Annotated in this window: 22 protein-coding genes; 15 read left to right on the top strand and 7 right to left on the bottom strand. The window is 53.5% G+C overall.

The genetic code is table 11. The features are described from left to right. The first annotated feature begins 42 nt into the window (after positions 1-42). Positions 43-1,245 carry a pyridoxal phosphate-dependent aminotransferase gene (locus SPV1_RS11665; protein ID WP_009851418.1) on the top strand — a complete coding sequence of 401 codons (1,203 nt, stop codon included), beginning with the start codon at positions 43-45 and terminating at the stop codon, positions 1,243-1,245. A 449-nt stretch (positions 1,246-1,694) separates the two neighbouring features. Here SPV1_RS11665 and ilvC read toward each other — a convergent pair whose 3' ends face one another. Next, entirely contained in the window at positions 1,695-2,705 is a 1,011-nt protein-coding gene (gene ilvC / locus SPV1_RS11660; RefSeq protein WP_009851417.1) for a ketol-acid reductoisomerase, read from the bottom strand. 278 nt (positions 2,706-2,983) lie between these two features. On the opposite strand from ilvC, the gene SPV1_RS11655 reads away from it, so the two are divergent. From SPV1_RS11655 to SPV1_RS11620, 8 genes are all read left to right on the top strand, one after another. Continuing rightward, positions 2,984-3,316, top strand: a complete 333-nt coding sequence (locus tag SPV1_RS11655; RefSeq protein WP_231288389.1) for a hypothetical protein — start codon at positions 2,984-2,986, stop codon at positions 3,314-3,316. Further along, positions 3,316-5,466, top strand: coding sequence for an HAD-IIB family hydrolase (locus SPV1_RS11650; protein ID WP_009851415.1), 2,151 nt, complete (start codon positions 3,316-3,318; stop codon positions 5,464-5,466). The genes SPV1_RS11655 and SPV1_RS11650 overlap by 1 nt, the downstream gene beginning before the upstream one ends. Further along, positions 5,463-6,293 (top strand): HAD-IIB family hydrolase, encoded by an 831-nt coding sequence (locus tag SPV1_RS11645; RefSeq protein WP_009851414.1) that lies wholly within the window; start codon positions 5,463-5,465, stop codon positions 6,291-6,293. Before SPV1_RS11650 ends, SPV1_RS11645 begins: the two co-directional genes overlap by 4 nt. 5 nt (positions 6,294-6,298) lie before the next feature. After that, positions 6,299-7,177 carry a PfkB family carbohydrate kinase gene (locus SPV1_RS11640; protein ID WP_040881857.1) on the top strand — a complete coding sequence of 293 codons (879 nt, stop codon included), beginning with the start codon at positions 6,299-6,301 and terminating at the stop codon, positions 7,175-7,177. Between the two features lie 12 nt (positions 7,178-7,189). After that, positions 7,190-9,145: an alpha-amylase family glycosyl hydrolase gene (locus tag SPV1_RS11635; protein ID WP_009851412.1), complete on the top strand. Its 1,956-nt coding sequence runs from the start codon at positions 7,190-7,192 to the stop codon at positions 9,143-9,145. 127 nt (positions 9,146-9,272) lie between these two features. Beyond that, a complete protein-coding gene (locus tag SPV1_RS11630; protein WP_009851411.1) occupies positions 9,273-10,232 on the top strand; it encodes an ABC transporter ATP-binding protein in 960 nt (319 codons plus the stop codon). Continuing rightward, positions 10,229-10,999: an ABC transporter permease gene (locus SPV1_RS11625; protein ID WP_009851410.1), complete on the top strand. Its 771-nt coding sequence runs from the start codon at positions 10,229-10,231 to the stop codon at positions 10,997-10,999. The genes SPV1_RS11630 and SPV1_RS11625 overlap by 4 nt, the downstream gene beginning before the upstream one ends. Positions 11,000-11,103: 104 nt before the next feature. Next, positions 11,104-11,766 (top strand): RlmE family RNA methyltransferase, encoded by a 663-nt coding sequence (locus SPV1_RS11620; protein ID WP_009851409.1) that lies wholly within the window; start codon positions 11,104-11,106, stop codon positions 11,764-11,766. A gap of 78 nt (positions 11,767-11,844) precedes the next feature. Here the strand turns inward: SPV1_RS11620 and SPV1_RS11615 are convergent, their stop codons facing one another. The 6 genes from SPV1_RS11615 to SPV1_RS11590 form a co-directional block, all read right to left on the bottom strand. After that, positions 11,845-12,498, bottom strand: coding sequence for a cupin domain-containing protein (locus SPV1_RS11615; protein ID WP_009851408.1), 654 nt, complete (start codon positions 12,496-12,498; stop codon positions 11,845-11,847). A 108-nt stretch (positions 12,499-12,606) separates the two neighbouring features. Further along, a complete protein-coding gene (locus tag SPV1_RS11610) occupies positions 12,607-13,011 on the bottom strand; it encodes a YybH family protein (RefSeq protein ID WP_009851407.1) in 405 nt (134 codons plus the stop codon). 117 nt (positions 13,012-13,128) lie between these two features. After that, the gene (locus SPV1_RS11605) at positions 13,129-14,763 is read right to left on the bottom strand and encodes a sensor domain-containing diguanylate cyclase (protein WP_009851406.1); all 1,635 of its coding nucleotides are present in this window, start codon (positions 14,761-14,763) and stop codon (positions 13,129-13,131) included. An 84-nt stretch (positions 14,764-14,847) separates the two neighbouring features. Further along, positions 14,848-15,321 carry a tRNA adenosine(34) deaminase TadA gene (gene tadA, locus SPV1_RS11600; RefSeq protein ID WP_009851405.1) on the bottom strand — a complete coding sequence of 158 codons (474 nt, stop codon included), beginning with the start codon at positions 15,319-15,321 and terminating at the stop codon, positions 14,848-14,850. Between the two features lie 6 nt (positions 15,322-15,327). Beyond that, the gene (locus SPV1_RS11595; RefSeq protein WP_036196762.1) at positions 15,328-16,143 is read right to left on the bottom strand and encodes an ABC transporter permease; all 816 of its coding nucleotides are present in this window, start codon (positions 16,141-16,143) and stop codon (positions 15,328-15,330) included. A 38-nt stretch (positions 16,144-16,181) separates the two neighbouring features. Beyond that, positions 16,182-17,165 (bottom strand): ABC transporter permease, encoded by a 984-nt coding sequence (locus SPV1_RS11590; protein WP_009851403.1) that lies wholly within the window; start codon positions 17,163-17,165, stop codon positions 16,182-16,184. A 194-nt stretch (positions 17,166-17,359) separates the two neighbouring features. Here SPV1_RS11590 and SPV1_RS11585 point away from each other — a divergent pair, with 194 nt between their 5' ends. The 6 genes from SPV1_RS11585 to SPV1_RS11560 all read left to right on the top strand — a co-directional run bounded on the left by SPV1_RS11585 (position 17,360) and on the right by SPV1_RS11560 (position 23,115). Further along, the gene (locus tag SPV1_RS11585) at positions 17,360-17,653 is read left to right on the top strand and encodes a hypothetical protein (RefSeq protein WP_231288425.1); all 294 of its coding nucleotides are present in this window, start codon (positions 17,360-17,362) and stop codon (positions 17,651-17,653) included. Continuing rightward, positions 17,634-18,146 carry a hypothetical protein gene (locus SPV1_RS11580; RefSeq protein ID WP_009851401.1) on the top strand — a complete coding sequence of 171 codons (513 nt, stop codon included), beginning with the start codon at positions 17,634-17,636 and terminating at the stop codon, positions 18,144-18,146. Before SPV1_RS11585 ends, SPV1_RS11580 begins: the two co-directional genes overlap by 20 nt. Positions 18,147-18,188: 42 nt before the next feature. After that, positions 18,189-18,713 carry a hypothetical protein gene (locus SPV1_RS11575; RefSeq protein WP_009851400.1) on the top strand — a complete coding sequence of 175 codons (525 nt, stop codon included), beginning with the start codon at positions 18,189-18,191 and terminating at the stop codon, positions 18,711-18,713. A 256-nt stretch (positions 18,714-18,969) separates the two neighbouring features. Further along, on the top strand, positions 18,970-21,111 hold the full coding sequence (locus tag SPV1_RS11570; protein ID WP_231288388.1) for a type II/IV secretion system protein: 2,142 nt from the start codon (positions 18,970-18,972) through the stop codon (positions 21,109-21,111). 38 nt (positions 21,112-21,149) lie between these two features. Next, on the top strand, positions 21,150-21,563 hold the full coding sequence (locus SPV1_RS11565) for a chemotaxis protein CheW (protein ID WP_009851398.1): 414 nt from the start codon (positions 21,150-21,152) through the stop codon (positions 21,561-21,563). A gap of 106 nt (positions 21,564-21,669) precedes the next feature. Further along, entirely contained in the window at positions 21,670-23,115 is a 1,446-nt protein-coding gene (locus tag SPV1_RS11560) for a methyl-accepting chemotaxis protein (RefSeq protein ID WP_009851397.1), read from the top strand. Positions 23,116-23,117 lie beyond the last annotated feature (2 nt).

Genomic DNA, 23,117 nt, shown 5'->3' with positions numbered 1-23,117 from the left:
TTCTGCTTGTCATGTCTGTGAACGGTGTGGCATCATTTTGACATGAAACGACTATCTATTCGTGTACAGCAGATCAAACCCTCGGCCACTCTGGCCATCACGGCGAAAGCGGCTGAGATGCGCGCGGCCGGACGCAGTGTGATTTCACTGTCGGTTGGTGAGCCGGACTTTGAAACGCCGCAGGCGGCTCGTGACGCGGGTATTGAGGCGATTAACAGCGGCTTCACGCGCTATACGGCAGTGGCCGGTATTCCTGAACTGCGTCAGGCGATCGCTGAAAAATTCAGCCGCGACAACCATCTGGATTACAGTCCGGCAGACATTCTGGTTTCCACCGGTGGCAAGCAGTGTATTTTCAACCTGCTGATGGCGGTGATGAACCCCGGCGAGCGGGCTATTATTCCGGCGCCGTACTGGGTTTCCTATCCCGACATGGTCAAGCTGACCGAAGGTATCCCGGTAATTGTACCGACGAAGGCGGAGGATCATTTCAAGGTCACGGCTGAACAGCTGGACGAAGTGTTGTGTCATCGCTGCAAGGTATTGTTTCTCAATTCTCCATCGAATCCGACCGGTATGGTCTATACGGCCGAAGAGCTGGCAGCTATCGGTGCGGTGGTACGTAAACACCCTGATCTGATTGTTGCTACCGATGATATGTATGAGAAAATCATCTTCGAGGGTCAGCCGTTTGCGACCTTTGCCGAAGTGAATCCGGACCTGAAAGAGCAGACGGTTACCTTCAACGGCGTATCCAAAGCCTATTGCATGACCGGCTGGCGTATCGGTTTCTGTGCTGGTCCGTCGGCTATTATCAAGGCGATGACTAAAATTCAGGGGCAATCGACTTCCAACCCTAACGCTATCGCCCAGAAGGCGGCGCTGGCTGCATTGACAGGTCCAACGGATGCACTCGATGAGATGGTGCAGACCTATGAGAAGCGTCGCGGCTGGCTGGTAAAGGCTATCAATGCCGTACCCGGTATGCATGCCATCATGCCTGATGGTGCCTTCTATGTATTTCCGTCTGTAACCGGTCTGATCGGTAGAAAGACGCCCGGCGGTCTTGTCATTGAAGATGATGTGGTGCTGTGCGAATGGTTGCTGGAAAAGGCCGGTGTTGCACTGGTTCCCGGTACTGAATTCGGTTCACCCGGTCATGTGCGTTTCTCTTATGCTGTTGCTCAGGAGACGCTGGAAGAGGCGGTTAAGCGTATTTCAGAGGCGGTGGACTCTTTGCAGTGAGGAGCTGGGGCCAGGCGCTAGGCTAGCTTGTAGTTTACTTATTAACTTGAGTACTGTGGCGTTTTGTGGACGGCATGTTGGTGAATGGTTCAAATGGATGGATAATAAAAAGGCCCCGGCATAAGCCGGGGCCTTTTTTAGTTTTATCATATCCGGAGGAACTAGGGAGGGGAGGGAGGGTGTCCGCTCCGGACAGGTGAAACATTAGCCGCTTCGGGTTAGCTGCCAGTTAAAGCTTTGTTAAAGTATATTAATATTTAATGATATAACAAATTATGGGATTCGATTTAATTAGGAGGGTGCCAAGGCCGGGAGAAGAACAGCCGTGCCGAAATTGTGGGTGGGGTAAGGTATGTCAAAAAAACACCCCCCGCATTCGAAAATGCGGGGGGTGTCAGCGATCCCGGCAGAAGGTCGTTTGACCTCCCTTTTCAAGCTACTGGAGAAGCTTAGTTTTTGGACTTGTCCACGATCTTTTTGATCCATGGCATCATACCGCGCAGCTTGGCACCGGTTACTTCGATGGGATGTGCTGCATTCAGGCGACGCATGGCGGTCATGGAAGGGTAGTTGGTAGCGCCTTCGACGATGAACTGCTTGGCGTATTCACCGGTTTGAATGTTTTTCAGGCACTCGCGCATGGCTTTGCGGGACTCTTCGTTGATCACGCGTGAACCGGTAACGTATTCGCCATACTCCGCATTGTTGGATATTGAGTAGTTCATGTTGGCGATGCCACCTTCATACATCAGGTCCACAATCAACTTCAGCTCGTGCAGGCATTCGAAGTATGCCATTTCAGGTGCATAACCGGCTTCGGTCAGTGTCTCAAAACCGGCCTTAACCAATTCAACGGCACCGCCGCACAATACAGCCTGCTCGCCGAACAGGTCGGTTTCGGTCTCATCCTTGAATGTGGTCTCGATGATGCCGGTGCGGCCGCCACCGATGGCGGATGCGTAGGAGAGTGCGATATCCTTGGCTGTGCCGGAAGCATCCTGATAGATCGCGATCAGGTCAGGAATGCCACCGCCGTTGGCAAACTCATTGCGTACAGTATGGCCCGGAGCTTTCGGTGCAATCATGATGACATTCAAATCACTGCGCGGAACAATCTGATTGTAGTGAATCGCGAAACCGTGCGCGAATGCCAGAGTTGCACCCTGTTTCAGGTTCGGCTCCAGCTCATGCTTGTAGAGCTGTGACTGGAACTCATCCGGAGTCAGAATCATGACCAGATCGGAGTTTGCAACAGCATCGGCAACATCCGCAACTTTCAGTCCGGAGGCCTCTGCCTTGGCACGGGAGGCGGAGTTTGCACGCAGGCCAACGGTTACATCAACGCCGGAATCCTTCAGATTCAGTGCATGGGCATGGCCCTGTGAGCCGTAACCGATAATTGCTACCTTGGTGTTTTTGATGATAGAAAGATCAGCGTCTTTATCGTAATAAACGTTCAAAGCCATGTGATGTTCTCCTGTACGGTTGTATTGTTCCGTTAAAAGTTTGAAGGCGGCGCAGCTTATATGTTTTACAGCCAAAGTTCGAGCGGAATATGACGTGATCCTCCGGGTGGTCCGGGGAGAGTCGAAAGGTAAGCAGGAAGAGCAGGCTGTTTGTCCGCGATTTGCATTTTGAGAGATTGGTTCTAGGGTAGTTCTTAATGCTTACCGGAACCGTTTCAGGAACAAAGGAAGCAGGCTACTCTTGTTGCCCGCCTGTTGCACAAGATCCGCCGGTGAATGCTTCACTGGTCATCAGCACAGCTCCCCGGCCGTGCAGCCCTTATTCTGTGGGCATCTTTCCCTGTCTCTCCACGTTGGTTCATCCCCCCTGTTTTGTTGATGGCACCCCGGATGATGCGTTTACTCATGCCGGCAAATCGCCGAACTCCCGCTATGGCGATGATCCGCCTGCTTTCTCTGTAGTGAAGCAGAAACCTGTTGTGGGGTTGTGTCGACATTTTCTGCTACACTGGAAGCTGGTGCATGGCATGCACAAAAAGAACGTTGTCCGCACCGGAACGCTGTTTGAGCCGACAACTGAAAATCTGAGTGGAAGGAGCTGTTAATGAAGGCGTTGTTCAACAACCTCTATATTATATTGATCAGTCCGCACGGGTTGATACGTGGAAATGATCTTGAGCTGGGGCGCGATGCGGATACTGGCGGCCAGACCAAGTACGTCGTGGAGCTTGCCCGGGCTCTGGGAGAGCGACCGGAGGTCGGCCGTGTTGATCTGATGACAAGAAGGGTGGTGGATGCGCATGTGAGCAGTGATTATGCCGAACCAGTCGAGAAGCTTTCAAAGAAGGCGCGCATCGTACGTATCGAGTGCGGCGAGCCCGGTTACCTGCCCAAGGAGCAGTTGTGGGATACGCTTGAAAGCTTTTCGGATAATGCGCTGGCATATATTCACGAGCAACAACAGATGCCGCATATCATTCATAGTCACTATGCCGATGGCGGTTACATCGGGACCCGGCTCTCCAGCCTGCTCGGAGTTCCGCTGGTGCACACGGGACATTCGTTGGGGCGCAGCAAACGAAAACGATTGCTGGCCAGCGGCACAACCCGTGAAGAGATTGAGACCACCTACAATATGAGCCGCCGCATAGATGCTGAAGAGCGGATACTGGGGGTCGCTTCCAGAGTAGTGGTCAGCACGAATCAGGAGATCGAAGAGCAGTATGCTGTCTACGATTTTTATCAGCCTGAGCAGATGCGGGTGGTGCCGCCGGGAACCGATCTGGATAAATTTCATCCGCCTGTCGGCGATGAGCATGAGAGTAATATGGCAAAAGAGCTGGCTCGTTTTCTGGTTGAGCCGGAGAAGCCGATTATTCTGGCGCTTTCCAGACCCGATCCGAGAAAAAATATTACATCGCTGGTAGAGGCCTACGGGCAGTCGCCGGAACTGCAAAAAATGGCCAATCTGGTTGTTGTTGCCGGTAATCGCGATGATATTCGCGACATGGATGCAGGTGCCCAGGAGGTATTGACCAGTATCCTGTTGGCTGTCGATCAGTATGACCTGTACGGCAAGGTAGCCTGCCCCAAACACCACAGATCGGAAGAGGTGCCGGAACTGTTCAGGATGGCTGCCCTGTCAAAGGGCGTGTTTGTAAACCCGGCGCTGACCGAGCCGTTCGGGCTGACGCTGATTGAAGCTGCCGCCTGCGGGCTGCCCATTGTTGCAACAGAGGATGGCGGCCCGATCGATATCATCGGCAACTGCAAGAACGGCCTGCTTGTTGACCCTCTTGATGGCGAGGCGATTGCTGCGGCATTGATCAAGGTTATGAAAAAGGGAAAGCGCTGGCGTACCTTTGCCGATAATGGCATCAAAGGGGTTCGCCGGCACTACTCATGGCAGGCGCATGTCGAGAAATATCTGGATGTGATACGACCGCTGATCGAGCAGACCGAGCCGATCAGGCGTATGACGTTCAATCGCAAACCGCTGCTTTACAATGATGCGGCGATCATCACTGATCTGGATCAGAACCTGTTGGGAGATCCCGACTCGCTTGCCCGGTTCACCACCATGATGCAGAAGCATCGCAAGCGGGTGAGTTTCGGCATCGCAACCGGACGTAGTCTGGAGAGCGCACTGAGCGTGATTCGCAAGTACAGAATCCAGCCACCGGATGTATTGATCGCAAGTCTGGGCACCGAGATCTATTATGCCCCCAATCTGACCAGAGATTCGGTATGGCGCAGGCATATCAACCATCGCTGGCACCGGGCTGACCTGCCTCCCATCCTTGAGGATCTGCCGGGGTTGGAGATGCAGCCTAAAAACTGCCAGACCCCCTATAAGCTCAGCTATTATATCGATCCTGACATTGCTCCGTGCATTCAGGATATTAACAAGCTGCTGCTGCAGCATGAGCAGTCGGTCAGTGTGATTTTTTCGCACGGGCAATTCCTGGATATTATTCCCTACCGGGCATCCAAGGGCTATGCGCTACGCTGGGTAGCCGAGCAGCTGGATATTCCTCTGGAGAATATGCTTGTGGCAGGTGGCTCGGGTGCCGATGAGGATATGATGCGGGGCAATACGCGTGCCGTTGTTGTGGGTAACCGGCATGAAGAGGAGCTCTCTGAGCTGGCCGATATCGAGCATATCTATTTTGCCGAGCACAGTTACGCCGCAGGCATTATGGAGGCGATAGAGCACTACGATTTTTTCGCAACCGCGGCGGGGGATCAGGCATGAGCCCGCTGCTGCTCTGTACCGATCTGGACCGGACACTGATTCCCAATGGCAATCAACCGGAATCACCCGGCGCCAGAACAATCTTTTCCAGGTTTGTCAGCAGGGAAGAGGTCGGGCTGGTCTATGTGTCTGGCCGCCACCTTGCGCTGATTGAGCAGGCTATCGAGGAATATCAATTGCCCCTGCCTGATGTGATTATTGCCGATGTGGGATCAACGATCTACCGGTTTGAGCAGGGAGTATGGCAGCAGTGGCGGGCGTGGGATGAGGCGATTGCAGAGGCATGGCAAGGTATGTCTGCAGAGGCTTTGCACAGCTTGCTGGAGGATATCACGGCGCTAAAACTGCAGGAGCAAGAGAAGCAGAACACGCATAAGCTCAGTTACTACCTGCCGGTCGATGGCGGGCATCAGGCGGTGATCGCCGATATAGAAGCGCGGCTGTCGGCAAAAGGCGTCCGGTCCAACCTGATCTGGAGCGTGGATGAGATCCAACATATTGGTCTGCTGGATATACTGCCGGCTGATGCCAATAAGCTGCATGCTATTACATTCCTGATGCAGCATGATGGTTATGATGACAAACATGTCGTCTTTTCAGGCGACAGCGGTAACGACCTGGACGTATTGCTTAGCCCCGTTCAAGCGATACTGGTGGCCAATGCGGACGATGAGGTGCGGGCCGCAGTCAAAGCTGCGGCACCGGAGAATATCTATGTGGCAAAGGGAAATTTTTTGCATATGAATGGCTGTTACAGTGCCGGTATCCTCGAGGGGGTTGCCTACTACCGGCCTGAATACATGCCGCTGATCGAGGCTATGCAGTGATGGCTATGTCTGAAATGCGACCACTGATTTTCGGTGAGGTACTGTTCGATCATTTTCCGGATGGCAGCACTGTCCTGGGCGGAGCTCCCTTCAATGTGGCCTGCCATCTGCATGGTTTCGGCCTGAACCCGCTGTTGATCACCCGTATTGGTGATGATGAACCGGGGGGGAGAATTGAAGCAGCCATGCGAACGCGGGGCATGGATTGCTCCGGCGTGCAAAAGGATGAGACCTACCCGACGGGAATGGTGCAGGTGAGTTTTGCGCACGGGGAACCGGCTTATGAGATCGTGGACAGGGTTGCCTATGACTTTATCGACGCCACCCGGATACCACCGCTGGATGGCCGCTGGCTGCTCTATCACGGTTCGCTGGCACTGCGGCATGCCGCCTCTGCCGCCGCGCTGGAGGCATTGAAGAGCAGCTGCGAAAACAGTCGCTTTGTTGATATAAACCTGCGTCCGCCATGGTGGCGGAAGGCATTGGTGCTTAAACTGCTTGATGGTGCAGATTGGGTAAAACTGAACAAGGCGGAACTGGCCGAAATCTATCCGGATGCGGGCAGTGAAGCCGAGAGAGTCGACCGTCTTCTCCGGCAGGTGCGCGGGCAGATTGTGCTGACCGGTGGCGAGCAGGGGGCGACGGCAATTTCAACCACAGACTGCATTTCAGTTGTGCCGGAAACCGCTTCGGCCGTAATTGATACGGTGGGGGCCGGCGATGCCTTTTGCAGCGTGTTTGTTGCCGGTCAGTTACTGGGGTGGCCGCTGGACGTTTCGATGCACAGGGCCCAGTCTTTTGCCAGTGCGATTGTCGGAATTCGTGGTGCTACGCCTGAAAACAGGGAATTCTATCGTCATTTTACCCGTGATTGGGGTATATAAAAGGGGCCCCATATGTATGAACAGGTTTCACATTCGCTGCTCAATGAGATCCTGATCGAGCTGGATCCGGAAATTGTCAAACAGCCCCAGATGCGTTATTTCTATACCCGTCTGGGGGCGAACTTCTATGCCATCCACTCGCTGTTTCAACGCCTGTACGGTGATCGGGCTGACTTTAAAGAGCAGATACACGCGCTGGTTGAGACCATGGCAAGGCAATACATTGCCCGCAATGACAATCTGAAGGCAACGGACCTGGACAGGGAGAAGGATCACAACTGGTTTTTGAGTCAGCAATGGGTCGGCATGGCGCTATATAGCGACGGTTTTGCCGGCGATCTGCAGGGACTTCAGTCCAGACTTCACTATCTGCAGGAGCTGGGCGTCAATATGGTACATGTGATGCCGGTGCTGGATTGTCCGCCGGGCAAGAGCGATGGCGGTTATGCAGTGCGCGATTTCCGTCGTATCGACAGCCGTATCGGCTCGCTTGAGGATATTGATAGTCTGGCCGGTTCCATGCACAAGCGTGATATGCTGTTGACGCTTGACGTGGTACTCAATCATACCTCCGATGAGCACGAATGGGCCAAACGCGCCCGTAGTGGTGAGCAGACCTATCAGGACTATTATTACGTATTTAAAGAGAGGGAAATTCCCGACCTGTTTGAAGAGACGATGGTTGAGATCTTTCCGCAGACCTCTCCCGGCAACTTTACCTGGGATGAGGAGATGGGCCGCTGGGTGATGACCTCGTTCAACAACTACCAGTGGGATCTGAACTACAGTAATCCTGCCGTACTGATTGAAATGCTTGATATCATTCTCTACTGGGCCAATCACGGTGCTGACATCATCCGTCTGGATGCAGTTGCTTTTTTATGGAAAAAAATCGGCAGCAATTGTCAGAATGAGCGGGAAGCCCACCTGATTCTGCAGCTGCTTAAAGATTGCTGTCAGGTGACGGCCCCCGGTGTGCTGTTTATCGCTGAAGCCATCGTGGCGCCGGTGGAGATTACCAAGTATTTCGGTGAAGATGCGATTAATGCCAAGGAGTGCGAGATTGCATATAACGCGACCTTTATGGCACTGCTCTGGGATGCTGTGGCGACGAAGAAGGCCGAGCTGTTGTACAGAGGGATCAAGAGCCTGCCGGACAAGCTGGAGCGCGCAACCTGGCTGAACTATATCCGCTGCCATGATGATATCGGGCTGGGCTTTGATGATACGGATATCCGTCTTGCCGGTTATGAGCCGGCGGCGCATCGCCGTTTTCTGGTTGATTATTTTACCGGCAATTTCGAGGCATCAACGGCTCGCGGTCATCCGTTTGCACAAAATGAGAAAACAGGAGATGCACGTATCTCGGGCACGCTGGCATCGCTGGTAGGCCTGGAGAGTGCGCTTGAATCGGGCGATGAACAGGCCATTGATGCCGCGATCAATATTATCCTGCTGCTGCATAGCATGATTTTGTCGTTCGGAGGTATCCCGCTGCTCTATTACGGCGATGAGATCGGCACGCTCAATAACTACAGCTATCAGGATGATGACAGCAAACAACAGGATAGCCGATGGATTCATCGTCCTGCCATAGACTGGGAAAAGGCCGAGCTGAGGAACCAGCCGGGCAGCGTTGAATACCGAATATTTACAGGGCTGAAGAAGATGATTGCCGTACGCAAGGAGATTCCCGCTTTTGCCGATTTTAATGGTCGCGAACTGCTCGAGGTGGAAAATCCGCATCTGCTGGCCTATGCCCATTTCGATTATCAGCATGCATCTTCAAGAGTGCTGGTGGTCGGTAATTTTGACAGTAACCCGCAACATCTGGAGTTGGAGCAGCTGCGCCGCATGGGATTCCTTCAGCTTGATAGTGTAAGAAACCTCTATACCGGAGAGCGCCCGCTCATTTTCAACGATCAACTGGTTATCCCCGCCTATGGATTTTACTGGCTGGGTGAATAAGCGGATATCGATAACATAAAAACGAGGCCTTTGTCTGTGCAGTGTCATGTTGAGAAGCAGGGCGGTATCAATGAGGCTGGTCAGTCTCTGTGGTGGGCGATCTGCTTACAGGGTAGGGTGCGCCGCTATGAATGCATTTGAAATAAATGGTCTTAGCAAGGTTTATGAGAATGGAAACCGGGCGCTGAACGATGTATCCCTGACCGTGCCTAAAGGCAGCTTTTATGCCCTGCTTGGCCCCAACGGGGCGGGCAAGAGCACGATGATCAATATCCTGGCTGATACGGTGCGCCCGAGTAGTGGCACGGTCAGCCTGCTGGGTCATGATCTGTTTAACGAGCGTAACTGGTGCAAACGACGCATGGGCGTGGTGCCCCAGGAGATCGCCTTCGATCCCTTTTTTACCCCGCGTGAGGTATTGCGTTTTACCTCCGGCCTGTTCGGTTGCAAGCCGGATGAGGCGTGGCTGGATGAGTTGCTGGATCGGTTGGAGCTGACGGTTCATGCAGGCAAGAAGGCGCGCCAGCTCTCCGGTGGCATGCGTCGTCGCCTGCTGGTGGCGCAGGCGCTGGTGCACCGGCCTGAGTTGGTGATTCTGGATGAGCCGACCGCCGGTGTGGATGTGGAGTTGCGGCGAAAACTGTGGGACTTTATGCGCGAGCTCAATGACGCCGGTACAACGATTCTGCTGACCACACACTATCTCGATGAGGCCGAAGAGCTGTGCGACCATGTCGCCATTATTGATCATGGGGCACTGTTGACCGCACAACCGATGCGGGCGCTGATGCGCGATATTGCCAGCTCTTATCTGTGGCTGAACTACGGTCAGGCTGTGACGCTCACCGACGCCGATCACGACGCACTGGCGGGGCTTGAGCCGCGCAGCAGCGATGAGGGTGTTTGCCTGAAACTGGGCAGGAGCGAAAATGGAGATTCGACCTTCCATCAAACCTATCAGGCGGCCGTTGCCCGTTTCGGACCGCCTTTGGATGCCGGCGTGCGCAGTGAAGATCTGGAAGATGTGTTCCTGCGTTTGACCAGACGTGCCGGCGGAGATGATGCGGCGGCGGAGTGCAAGTCATGAGGCAGTGGAATTTACTGGGCGCATGGAGCCTGTTTTTGCGCGAAGTGCGCCGTTTTCTGAAAGTAAAGATGCAGACGATTATGACTCCGGCGCTGACCGCGATGCTCTATCTGGTTATTTTCCGCTATGCCATGGGTGATCGTCATGTGCCGGGTATGAATGTCGATTATTTCACCTTTCTGGTGCCGGGTCTGGCCATGATGGCGATGTTGCAGAATGCTTTTGCCAATACCTCCAGTTCGATGATCATGGGCAAGGTGATGGGTATGCATATCTACCTGCTGATGGCGCCGCTCTCTGCATTTGAGGTGGTGGTTGCCTTTCTGGCCGGTGCGGTTGTGCGTGCGGTTGTCGTGGCAACGGTGTTTCTGCTTGTATTGATGCCGTTTGTTGACCTGTCGATGCCGCACCCGGGCATTGTCCTGTTATACGGTATATGCGCCTCAATTATTATGGGCGGCCTGGGTTTGATCGGCGGCATGTGGGCACGGGATTTCGATCAGGTGGCGATGGTTACCAACTTTGTCATCCTGCCGCTGACCTTTCTCTCCGGGGTGTTTTATTCGGTGAAGCAACTGCCTGAATTCTGGCAAGTGATCAACCATGCCAATCCATTCTTTTATCTGACCGACGGGTTCCGTTACGGTTTTCTCGGGGTTGGCGATACCGATCCCTATGCATCGGTCGGCGTGGTGCTGGTAACCGTGGTGGTGACCGTTATCGCCTGCTGGCAGCTCTGGCGCAGCGGCTGGCACATGAAGGAATAAAAGCGACGGGGGCATAATGGGTAAGATGCTTGTTTCGGCAGAGGTCTCCGATATTGCTTCAACTATTTCTTCCGCGTTCGCCAGGGTAAAAAAAGAGGTAACAGATGGCACAGCAATCCAAAAGCAAGGCAGCCCGCAAAACTTCCGCATGGTTTCAACGGCACAGCAACGATCCGCACGTCAAGCGGGCCCAGAAAGAGGGGAAGCGCTCGCGCGCGGCATTCAAACTGACCGAAATTCTCGATGAGCATGGCCTGAAAATCAGCAAAAATGCAGTGGTTGTCGATCTCGGTTGTGCACCGGGCTCATGGAGTGTGGAGCTGGCCAGACGTGTTGGTCCCGGTGGCATTGTAATTGGCATTGACCTGTTACCGCTGGACGGTATTACCGGCGTGACGCTGATTCAGGGTGATTTCGATTCACCGGATGGGCAGGCGGCGTTGGCAGAGGCGCTGCAGGGACGCATGGTTGATCTGGTGGTGTCCGATATGGCGCCCGAGATGGCCGGTGACAAACTGGTGGATCAGATGCGCATGATCGGTCTGAATGAGATGACGTTGCACTTTGCCAGACAGTATCTGCGACCGGGTGGCGATATCCTGATGAAAACCTTTATGGGCGAGGGTTACGATGCCTTCCGTAAGGAGCTCGGCCTCTCCTTCAAAAAAATCAAAAACATCAAGCCGGCAGCCAGTCGCAAAACCTCATCCGAATTCTTCCTGCTCGGCCGCGAATTCAAGGCCGAGGCAGCGCTCTCCGTAGAGTAGCAGGCATCGGGCTCCCCGGTGGGCGTGGGGGGGGCAGTTCAGGTAAGCGGCAGCTTGCCATGAGTTTGTCAGGGATGCTCAGGCTACTGGCAGGTGCCCGACTTTAACCAAAATCAACGTCTTTTCTTTCACGAAGGGATGGTGCTGACTCATATGAGGGCTACGTAACCAGCTAAGGGCTGGATACTGGCCATACTCATCCATGAAGGTGCCCGACAACACCAGTATCTCCTCTCCTCCAAAGTGCCTGTGAGGGAGAAAGCGCTCATTCTCCGGCCATTGAACCAGTGCCGTATTCTCGCCCTCGAAACTGTGCAGTGGCATGACTTTCAAGCCACCTTGCCCTGGGTGCCAGAGAGCATGATTAGTGTTGATGCGAACACTCGATGTGTCCCCTTCGGTAAACTGTGCACACTTCACGAACAGTGTGCAGCCCCGCTTACTGAAGGGTGTATGGGAGCTGCCTGCCGGGTTACGGATATAGCTGCCCGCCGGATAATCGCCATTCTCGTCAGAGAAAACCCCATCCAAAACAAAAATCTCTTCCCCATGGGGATGTGAGTGGGGGGCAAAGCGAGCGCCGGCGGCATAACGGACTATACTTGTGGCGTGTCCCGATTCGGCATTTTCGCGTGCGAGCAACTTGCGTTCGATACCTTCTATGGGGCTTGGCAGCCAGGGCATTAGATGCGTTTCTACCACAAGGCGCTCGGAAAAATTCATATTTAACATGGTAATATCTCCCGGAGGTAAAATTCGCAATGCACTTCCAGTGGGTTGACGATGCGACCATTAGCGGGCTCTATACAGAGTCCCAATAGCCCAAGCCAGCGTTATATATTACCCTGCCAGGTAGGACAACAGATCTGTCTGATGAGCGACCACTTTCCAGACATCGCCCTCTTTGCGAAAGACCGTAGATGAACGAATGCCAACTGTTTCAGCCTGACCATCCACTTCATTTTCACCGCTCTCCACGCATGTGATCAGGGCCATGTCTGCTCCAACTACCGTATTCAACTGTTTCGGGTTTACACAACCGCCAAGCTTCAGCGCGCCGACATGCTCCCACATCGCTTTTATCTGTTCCCAGCCGCGCAGATAAAGTCCATCGGGCCCCATATAGCTGCTGTCATCTGCATGCGACCACGCATTTTTCATCGGCTCAGCATCGCCGGTAAACAGTATATTCAACGCTTGATAAAAACCTGAAACTGCTGCTGCAACATCTGCTTCTTTTGTCATAATAATCTCCCTTGTGATTTGTGGATATTCTATAGCTTTGAATGTGTATCGCCTGACATGGCCACTTATAAGAGGATGAATCGCCACCGACGTTTGAATGATCTGGCCCGAAGCCTTTCAGGAGCAGAAGCGATAATTGTTTTTTCCGTTCTCTTTGGCGGAATACATGGCGGTATCCGAGTTACTCAACAGTTCATCCTGAGAGAGGCCATGCTCCGGGTAAATTGCTATACCGATGCTGGCGCCGATGTTGCACGGTTGCCCATCGCTGAGCATGACAGGTTCACCCAGCGATTCGATCACTCTTGCGGCGATTGTTTCCACATCCTGTCCGTCTTTGATGGTGCCCAGCAGCAGCGCAAACTCGTCTCCGCCCAGTCTTGCAACGGTATCTGTTTGTCGGCCTACGCACTGTTGCAGGCGGTGCGCCACCTCTTGCAATACCTCATCTCCCGCCTGATGGCCAAGTTGGTCATTCACCTCCTTGAAACCATCCAGGTCAAGAAACATAACGGCAAGTTTCTTTTTTTCGCGGTGCGCATGGGCCATAGCCATGTCCAGACGGTCGTAAAGCAGGGGGCGGTTCGGCAGCCCTGTCAGCAGATCGAAGTGGGCCATATGCACCAGTTCTTTCTCAGCAGCCTTGCGTTTGGTAATCGCCCCGGATAGCAGCCAGATAGCTGTGCCAGCCAGCAGTGCGATCAACATATTGGAGAATAAAATCGCCTGGCGCAAATCATGCGTCATGCCAAGGATGGATGCGCGTGGTATGAATGTGACGATTTTCCAGAGGTACTGCTTTGCGTCGAGGTCCCTGACGCTGGCATTCCATGCACCGGGCGAACCGGCGCTTGATTTTAGACCCTCGGCAAGTGGAAAAACCGTTGTGAAGGTGAAGAGTCCTTTGGTATCGATAAACTGGCCGGACAGGGATTGCGCAATTTTACCCCATTCATTGGGGAACAGATGCGAAAATGTCCTCTCTTTTCTGCCGGGGAGCATGAAGCCCCACTCATCCTCATTGCGTATCCCCTTGAAGAAATAGCCATCGCTGTTGAGCAGCATGCCAAAGCCCGGGGCAAGTGGGTCATGCAAGCTCTTTTCCAACTGTGTAATGAGCTGATCCGCGAAATAATTCAACACGATAATGCCCCGTTTCTCGCCCTTGCTATTGAAGACGGGGATGCCGAAACGGATGGTCGGTTTGAATGGTCGTTCAATGGCTCCGTTCTCGATATTCAGATCAAGAGGGGAGACAAACACCTCGCCCTGTTTAAGGCGAATGGTATCCTTGAAGTAATAACGCCCGCTTTTGTCTTGCAACGCTGTTTTTGGCGCGATAGCCGGATGGCCGCCATTGAAATTGATCCGCACTCGCTCCATGCCAGTTGTATCCATAAAACGTACCTGATCATACATTTTCTTGTAGCGGCAGAAGGAGAGGAGCTCATCGGCCAGCGCGGCGTCGTCAGCTTCTCCGGAGTCATCGGCGATCAGCTCCATCTGTTGGTGGGCGGATAGCACCAGCAGGTCGGAAATAATCGACTGGAATTCATGTTGGAACGTCTTGGTTTGCAATTCGACATGGAAGGTTTCCTGATAACGCAATACATCAAGAGACTGACTCTCTTCAGAAAGGTAATAAGCCCATGAGATGCCCATGATGAATAGCATCAAAGGCAGATAAATCCCGACAAACCTGATGAAGGTTTGCATGGTCTCCGATTTTCCGTCAAACCACTGTTTGCTCAAAAAATCACCTTCTGCAATGAATCATGGTGCTATTCATAACATATTTAAGGAATACAAGCAACTTTCTGCCTGGCATGCGGAGACTCAGTTTGCGACGGTTCCCCTGTTTTGTCTGCGGCGGCGGAAGAAATTCTTTAGCAGGGCGCTGCATTCATCGGCCATGACGCCGGATGTGACTGTCGGCTGATGATTCAGCCGATGATCGGCAAGAATCTGATAGAGAGATGTGACCGCGCCTGTTTTGGGATCATCAGCCCCGTAAACCACGCGCCCGATGCGTGCGTGTACGATTGCACCGGCACACATCGTGCACGGCTCCAGTGTGACATAGAGGGTGGCATCATTCAGGCGGTAATTGCCAACTGCGGCACAGGCGGCACGCATGGCGCGCATCTCCGCATGGGCGGAAGGATCGTGCAGGGTGATCGGGGCATTATGGCCGGCAAACTCACGTCCGTCCGGCAATACCACCAGTGCGCCAACCGGTACCTCGCCGTTTGCGGCTGCCGTTTCAGCCAGTAGCAGCGCTTTCTGCATGTAGTGCCGATCATCCATCATGGTTACTCACCTGAGTTTGGGATCGAAGTAGTCGCGCAGGCCTTCGCCGAGCAGGTTATAGCCAAGCACCGTGATCAGGATGGCAAGGCCCGGGAACATGGAGAGCCACCAGGCGATTTGAATATTGTCTTTACCTTCGGTCAGGATGTTGCCCCAGGAGGGGTTCGGCGGTTGAACGCCCAGACCAAGGAATGAGAGGCCGGATTCCACCAGTACGGCGCCTGCAACACCGAGCACGGCCGATACGAGCACCGGCCCCATGGCGTTGGGCAGCAGATAGCGCCACATGATGCGCACAGCCGATACGCCGAGACCTTCTGCTGCGGCAATATACTCGCGCTGCCTGAGGCTGAGGAACTCAGCCCGTACCAGACGGGCCACTCCCATCCATGATGTCAGGCCGATGACGATCATGATATTCCAGATTGATGGCTCAAGAAATGCGATTACGGCCAGAATCAGGAAGAATGTGGGGAAGCAGAGTACCATATCGGTGGCGCGCATCAGCATGGCATCGGTGCGGCCGCCAGCATAGCCGGCGATGGCTCCGAGTATCAGGCCGATGACCAGTGAGATGCCAACGGCAACCAGACCGACGGCCAGCGATACGCGTGCGCCAAAGAGCATGCGGGAAAAGACATCCCTGCCCAGCGTGTCTGTGCCACACCAGTGTTGCCATGATGGCGGCATCAGAATGACACTGACATCGATGTTGGTCGGGTCATAGGGTGCAATCCACGGTGCCAGCAGAGCCAGCACAGCTACAACGGCCACAATGGTGCCGCCTGCAACGATGAGCGGATGGGCCAGCAATCGCTGCATGGCGTTGGGCAGGGTGGATGTTTTCAGGGCAGCGTTATTCATGCATCACGACCATGGCGTATGCGCGGATCAGCCCAGGCGTAGGCGATGTCGGCAATCAGGTTGCCCAGCAGGGTCAGCACGGCACCGATAACGGTAATACCCATCACCAGCGGATAATCGCGGGACATGACTGCTTCGAAAAAGAGCAGGCCCATGCCGGGCAGGGAGAAGAGCTGCTCGACAATCACCGAGCCGCCGATCAGGCCGGGGATGGAGAGGCCGAGCAGCGTGATGATAGGCAGAATGGCGTTTTTCAGTGCCAACCGGTAGCGGATCGTACCTTCCGGCACGCCCATGGCGCGTGCCGTAGTGATATAGTCGGCCCGAATCACATCCAGCATGCCGGTGCGCATAAATCGACTCATGCCGGCCAGTCCGCCGATAGCCGAAACGAAAACCGGCAGCAGCAGGTGCTCGCACAGATCCAGTTGTTGTTGCCAGAATCCCATCTGCTGCCAGCTGTAGTCATGCAGGCCGGAAACAGGCAGCCACTCCAGATTGACGCCGAGACCGATCATCAACAGCAGGCCGAGCCAGAAGGAGGGAATGGCAAAGCCGATAAAAACGAACACGGTCATACCCTTGTCGAACCAGGAGTCCCGCCGTACGGCGCTGGCTACGCCAATGGGGATGGCAATGAGAATAATGAACAGCATGGCCAGCATGTTGATTGATAGCGTCACAGGGATGCGCTCGCTTATCTTGTCCAGTACGGCACGTCCGTCGGCAGAGAACGATTGACCGAAGTCCAGCACTGCCAGTCGTTTAAGCCAGTGCCAGTATTGTTCATACAGCGGTTTATCCAGCCCGTAATAGGAACGCAGCCGTTCGATATCCTGTGCAGAGACCTTGGGATTGAACTCCTGACCGACCACGCTTGGCTCGCCCGGCGCCAGATGCATCATGCCGAAGGAGATAATGGTAATGCCGAACAGCAATGGAATCATTGCGGCCAGACGCTTGCTCAGATATGCAATCACGCGCTCACTCTATGAATCTGTTGCGCGAAGGGGAAGCCGGCGTGTGCGGGAGAGCACGGGCTTCATGTTGCGGTGGAAAAAAGGGGCTCTATGTTACCTGATTTACAGCGGTAATTTCTTGACAGTTCCTGGCGCAGCTGCTTCTATCGGGTGTTTTCGATTATGAGGGAGTTGGGGGGATTGTCTTGAAAAAAGTGGTGATAACAATGGCGCTGGCACTGTTGTTGGGGGTGTCGGTTCCGGTGGGTACGTCTTCGAATTATTCATTCGGGTTTCAGCATGCCTGCGCGGCAGATGCTGTGGATGGAATGAAACGTCTGAACCTGATCCTGAAAAAACTGCGTGATGCGATGGGCAGCATGAAAGATTTTGATGAACTTGAAAAAGCCGGTCTGGATAAAAAGGATGTTGACCGGATGCGCAGTGCCATGAAGGACAAAATCAATCAGATGATGGAAGACGCTATCTATGCGATTCGTTCGCTATAATGTTTTCACGCTTGCGTTGCTGCTGGTGGCAATGCCGTTTGTTTCGGGGGCGGCCGAGCTCAGACATGTGAATATAGCCGTCTTCCAGAAGGTTGATGCCGACTTTGAATTTGAAGCCATTGTGCTGGGGAAATTCAGCAGTTTTATCACGGCCATGCCAGGATCGCAGGTGTTGCTGCTTTCGCATACGCGAAACGCGGTGGACGGGGATGTGATCAATATCCAACAGGATGTGCTGCGCGACTCATCTGAAGGGCTTAATGATATCGGCATCAATTGTCATATGACATTTCGCGATCACAGCACGGATGATGATACGTCATTCGAACTGGGCGGTCTGTGCAAAATGCTGGATTCTCTCAATAGCAATGTTACTGCGATTATTCCGATGGCCAGCCTGCCTGATACCGAGCAGGGTATCGATGCCTGGGTGGAGTTGTATGAGGATGAAGCCAACGGTATCGCATTTTATGCCAATGTCAGTTCAGACTGAACGGACAACAGGATCATTAGAATGAGGGAAGGGGTTTTATCCATGCGATTTGTGCGTTTTTATGTGCTGCCGCTTATTTTTCTCGGTTTGCTATCGACGGCAGTGCCGCAGATATCGGGTGCGGGCGAGATCAGAAATATAAACTTTGCCATCTTCCAGAAGGTTGATGATAACTTTGAATTTGAAGCCATTGTGCTGGGAAAATTCAGCAGTTTTATCACGGCCATGCAAGGATCGCAGGTGTTGCTGCTTTCGCATACGCGTAACTCGGTGGACGGGGATGTGATCAATATCCAGCAGGATGTGCTGCGCGATTCCTCTGAAGGTCTGAATGATATCGGCATCAATTGCAGCCTGAGTTTTCGCGACCACAGTACGACCGATAATACAGATTTTGAACTGGGTGGTCTGTGCAAAATTCTGGACTCACTCAATGCCAATGTTACGGCGATTATTCCGATGTCCAGCCTGCCTGATACCGAGCAGGGTATCGATGCCTGGGTGGAGTTGTATGAGGATAAGGACAGCGGTATCGCATTTTATGCCAATGTCAGCTCCGGTGACTAAGAGCGCACCCCCTGTTTGACAGGCTTTGCGACAGGCAGCGCAAACTCCGGGCACAGGGAGCATTTCCCTGCAGGTGCGTGTTTGAGACTCGAACGGACAGGGCCTCAGGTTGTATGATCCTGATATCCTTTGTGTATAAACAGTTAAATGCTAATGTTAAGGCGCTGCAAATAATAAGCAGGAGCGGGTACAGGGTGTCATGCACTTAAAATATCAACGGCAACTGATTCAATCCGGCATACTGACAGAAGCTCAATTGAGTGAAGCTGAGCAGTTAGGGTTGGCAAAAAAGAAGAGTCTGCTCGCCGCGCTGATCGAGACGGAGGGCGTTGATGTTGACGCGCTGTTCAATGCACTCTCCAGACTCTATAAGACATCCTATATAGATATTTCAAAGACGGTCATCGATCCGCAGCTGATGGAGCTGTGTCCGGAGAAGCTCTGCTATCAGTATATGTTTGTTCCGGTTGGCCGGAATGAAACGGATATCGTGATTGCTACGGCGACGCCGCTGGACGTCTCTATGCTTGATGCGCTGGGTTTTAAACTTGGCCGGCGGATTGTGCCCAGGCTTGCCCGGCCCGACCAGATTCTGCACAAGATCAATGAGTCGTATCAGGATGGAGATTCTGCCTTTACTGCGGCAATGGATGACCTGGATGATGAGCATGCACTCACCCAGGAGATGGATTCGACACAGGAGACGGCTAATCTCGATGAGTTGAAACGGGGAGCGGAAGACTCTCCGATCATTAAGTTGGTCAACGGCGTGATTGTGCAGGCGATGAAAATCGGCTCGTCCGACATCCATATCGAACCGGGTGACAAGCAGAGTGTTGTGCGCTTGCGTGTGGACGGACGTCTGCGTCCGATGATTCGTTTCCCCTCCAAGGCCCATCCGCTGGTTGTCTCCAGAATCAAGATTATGTCGAAACTGGATATCTCCAATACACGCACACCTCAGGATGGCCGTGCCCGAGTCAAAATGCTGGGCAAGAGCTACGATATGCGTATCTCCACGCTGCCGGCCATGCATGGTGAAAAAGTAGTGATGCGTATTCTGGATCAGGGCGGTCTGGCACTGAATCTGGATGTGTTATGTTTTGAAGAGACGGCCTACAAACATATTCGCCAGTGTATTGAGCAACCGACCGGTGCCGTGCTGGTGACAGGACCAACCGGCAGCGGTAAAACGACAACACTCTACTCTTTTCTGCACCACATCCAGAATGAGGAGATGAACCTGATCACGATTGAAGATCCGGTTGAATTTCAGATAGCAGGCATCAATCAGGTACAGGTGAATCCGAAGGCAGGCATGACATTCGCGGCTGTATTGCGTTCGATTTTGCGTCAGGACCCGGATGTGGTGATGGTGGGTGAGATTCGTGATGAGGAGACGGCCGAAATTGCGCTGCATGCGGCGCAAACCGGCCATCTGGTGCTCTCCACGCTGCATACCAATGATGCGCCTTCAACGGTCACCCGACTGCTCGATATGGGGATCGAGCCAAGCATGCTTGCCTCATCGTTAAACCTGATTGTCGCCCAGCGACTGGTGCGCCGTCTCTGCCCTCAATGTCGCGTGGAATCGAAACCGACAGATGAGCTCATCGAGCGTTTGGGTATTCCGGAGGGTGTCAGGTTTTATGACAAGGCCGGTTGCAAGCACTGTATGAATATCGGCTATAAAGGGCGCATGGGCGTGCATGAAGTGCTCTATGTGAGTGATCGTATACGCAAGTTGATTGCGCGCGGGGCAACGGATCGGGAGTTGATGCAGGCCGCACGCGATGAGGATATGCTGACACTGTTTGAGGACGGGATGTCCAAGGCTCTGGCGGGTCAGACCAGTCTGCCGGAGGTTATGCGTGTTTGTACGGTACCCGAAGGTTTCGACCTGAACGACCACCTGGACGAGAATCATCAGTTTATCAGCTATGGGGAAGTGCAGCGGCGACGGGATAAGGAGCATGCCCGCTATACGATTGCCAGTGATCAACAGACGGTTCTGGTGGTTGATGATTCCAGCAGCGTACGTAATCTGGTCGAGTTTGTGCTCGATGCCGATGGTTATAAAGTATTGCAGGCCGAAGACGGCCAACAAGCCTGGGATATGCTTCAGCGGATGAAACCCAGTCTGGTACTTACCGATTGCGAGATGCCGAATATGACCGGTATGGAGCTGCTGAAACAGATGCGCGAACAGGACCGTTTTGATGATGTGCCGGTGATTCTGCTGACAGCCAGACGTAGTGAAGAGGATGAGGTTCAGGGGCTGAAAGCCGGCGCGGCCGATTATATCGGCAAGCCGGTAGAACCGCTGAAGTTGCAGGCGCGCGTGCGCAAAACACTGAGCCTCTACGAGCATATTTATCACAGGGGAGGGCGGGGATGAACAACGTATGTATGTCCCGTCAGCAGAGGCCGGCATAGATGCTTGATATGTTGCATGTGGTGATCGGTGGTGAGCCTGCCCTGATACGTTCATCCCAGATCAGGGAGGTGTTGCGTCCGCATGAGCTTACGCCGGTTCCAATGGGACCGGATCATTTGCTGGGCCTGGCCAATATTCATGGCCAGATTGTATGCATCATTGATGCCGGCCGCGTGACAATGTTGCCATCTGCTGAACAGCCCGGAACTACACATACGCGGTTTCTGTTATTGCGTGACCCTGCCATGCATGTAGGTATTCAGGTTGACAACGTGCTTGGTATCAGACGGATTCCTGAACATGAGCTGACGGGGGAGTGCCTTGTCCAGCAGATTACAGTCGACGATCTGCCGGTATCTGTGCTTGATTGCAGACAGCTTTTGCATGGTGAGAAAGCCGGATTGCCCGGGTAGGTGAATGAGTGGCGAATATTGCTATTGCAACAGATGAACAGGATGATTGATTCGTTGCCAATGTTGCAGCGCTATCGAGTATGAGAGTTTTATGAGGAGAGGGGATATGAACAGGCAGGTTGATCCGGGCACATCCAGGCAAAGATCCTTGCGCGGTCTGGCCAGGCGCAATTTTATGCTGTCATTGCTGCTGTTTCTGGTGCTGATCGGTATTGTGTTTGCGTCATCGTGGCGGGGCAGTCTGGGCATGCAACATCTGGAAAACGAATACAAGGATCAGTTCCGGATTGAACAGTTTAAAGCGTCCCTGTCCAATATCATGGTGCCGATGAATGATTTCACGCTGACGGCGGAAGAGAAGAATTTCACCAAACTCAGGCAGGCTGTGGCCGATTACCGGAAAAGCTATGACAGCGTGAAGGCGATTCCCGGCCTGAACGGGCAGGATCAAAAGGCGCTGAATCAGGTGGCGGGTCTGATGTCCGAAGTGATGAATATGGCCAATGATGTGGCTGACAATAAAATTCCGGCTGATCAGGCGGCTCAGGTCACGCTGCTGGCTCAGAACCTTGTGCTGGCCGCCCAGAAAAAGCTGTCGGTGATTGTCAGCGGGCTTGAAAGCCGGTTGAACGAGCGTTCGGTTCAATATCAACAGGATACCAGAATGCAGATGTATATCCTGCTGGCCTTTATTGTACTGATTGTATTGTTGCTGGAATTTCTTAATCGCGGGCTGCTCTCCCGTGCCGTGGTGGTGTCGAAGGCCTCCAGCAGCGTTGCCGAAAGCGTAGGTGATATCCTGGAAGTCAGCGAGTTACAGTCGGGCGCTACCGAGCAGCAGTCGCGTTTTATGGAGCGAGTGACAAAAGGCCTGGCGTTGATTGCCGATGCAGGCAAGAAGATGACAGTGAATATCAAGGCGCTGGAAAAGAACTGGAAGATTGCGGCCTCATTTGCCAGAGGGGGCGCGGCGGAAGCAGAGGCCCTTGCTGCCGGCATGGCTGGCGTTCGCGAGTCCATGATTGCTATTCCTCAGCGCGTAGCCGAGCTTGAAAGCAGGCTTGAGCAGGTGGCCGGCGGACTGGACAGGATTCAGGATATTGCCGATGAGAGCCAGTTGCTGGTGCTCAATGCGTCGATTGACGGCAGCGAAAACGTTCCGGGCAGCTTTACCGGTGAAGTGCAGCGTATGGCGGGACAGACACGCGAATATCTCGATAACATACGTGCAGATCTGCAGCTGGCTGTTGATGCGGCAAGTCGTGTTGCAGGCAGCAATGACGATGTGAAACAGCTGGAGAGTTATCTTGAGAGTTGCGGGCAAACGGTGGATGTGTTGAAGCGGCTGGAGAGTGTGTCGCTGAAAAATATCGAGGCTACATTGATCCTGTTACAGGGAGCCGAGCGGCAGAGTGATCGGAATGTGAAAATTCTGCAGGCGCTCCAGCACATTTCCGAGCTACTGCATATCTCCGGTGACAAAATGAAGGCGCATAAAGAGGCATCGGCTCGTTTGAGCGAAGCCTCTGAAAGCCTGCTGCACATGTCCTGAGC

The sequence above is a fragment of the Mariprofundus ferrooxydans PV-1 genome (genome assembly GCF_000153765.1).
GTDB lineage: Bacteria > Pseudomonadota > Zetaproteobacteria > Mariprofundales > Mariprofundaceae > Mariprofundus > Mariprofundus ferrooxydans.
This window is presented reverse-complemented; position numbering and strand designations above follow the sequence as displayed.

Bases quoted from the DNA above. Each gene is read 5' to 3' on its own strand.
- SPV1_RS11630 (WP_009851411.1), top strand. From the start codon at position 9,273: ATGAATGCATTTGAAATAAATGGTCTTAGCAAGGTTTATGAGAATGGA.
- SPV1_RS11560 (WP_009851397.1), top strand. From the start codon at position 21,670: ATGAACAGGCAGGTTGATCCGGGCACATCCAGGCAAAGATCCTTGCGC.
- SPV1_RS11615 (WP_009851408.1), bottom strand. From the start codon at position 12,498: ATGTTAAATATGAATTTTTCCGAGCGCCTTGTGGTAGAAACGCATCTA.
- SPV1_RS11610 (WP_009851407.1), bottom strand. From the start codon at position 13,011: ATGACAAAAGAAGCAGATGTTGCAGCAGCAGTTTCAGGTTTTTATCAA.
- SPV1_RS11650 (WP_009851415.1), top strand. From the start codon at position 3,316: ATGAAGGCGTTGTTCAACAACCTCTATATTATATTGATCAGTCCGCAC.
- SPV1_RS11580 (WP_009851401.1), top strand. From the start codon at position 17,634: ATGCGATTCGTTCGCTATAATGTTTTCACGCTTGCGTTGCTGCTGGTG.
- SPV1_RS11665 (WP_009851418.1), top strand. From the start codon at position 43: ATGAAACGACTATCTATTCGTGTACAGCAGATCAAACCCTCGGCCACT.
- SPV1_RS11625 (WP_009851410.1), top strand. From the start codon at position 10,229: ATGAGGCAGTGGAATTTACTGGGCGCATGGAGCCTGTTTTTGCGCGAA.
- SPV1_RS11565 (WP_009851398.1), top strand. From the start codon at position 21,150: ATGCTTGATATGTTGCATGTGGTGATCGGTGGTGAGCCTGCCCTGATA.
- SPV1_RS11575 (WP_009851400.1), top strand. From the start codon at position 18,189: ATGCGATTTGTGCGTTTTTATGTGCTGCCGCTTATTTTTCTCGGTTTG.
- SPV1_RS11640 (WP_040881857.1), top strand. From the start codon at position 6,299: ATGTCTGAAATGCGACCACTGATTTTCGGTGAGGTACTGTTCGATCAT.
- SPV1_RS11645 (WP_009851414.1), top strand. From the start codon at position 5,463: ATGAGCCCGCTGCTGCTCTGTACCGATCTGGACCGGACACTGATTCCC.
- SPV1_RS11620 (WP_009851409.1), top strand. From the start codon at position 11,104: ATGGCACAGCAATCCAAAAGCAAGGCAGCCCGCAAAACTTCCGCATGG.
- SPV1_RS11595 (WP_036196762.1), bottom strand. From the start codon at position 16,143: ATGCAGCGATTGCTGGCCCATCCGCTCATCGTTGCAGGCGGCACCATT.
- SPV1_RS11635 (WP_009851412.1), top strand. From the start codon at position 7,190: ATGTATGAACAGGTTTCACATTCGCTGCTCAATGAGATCCTGATCGAG.
- tadA (WP_009851405.1), bottom strand. From the start codon at position 15,321: ATGATGGATGATCGGCACTACATGCAGAAAGCGCTGCTACTGGCTGAA.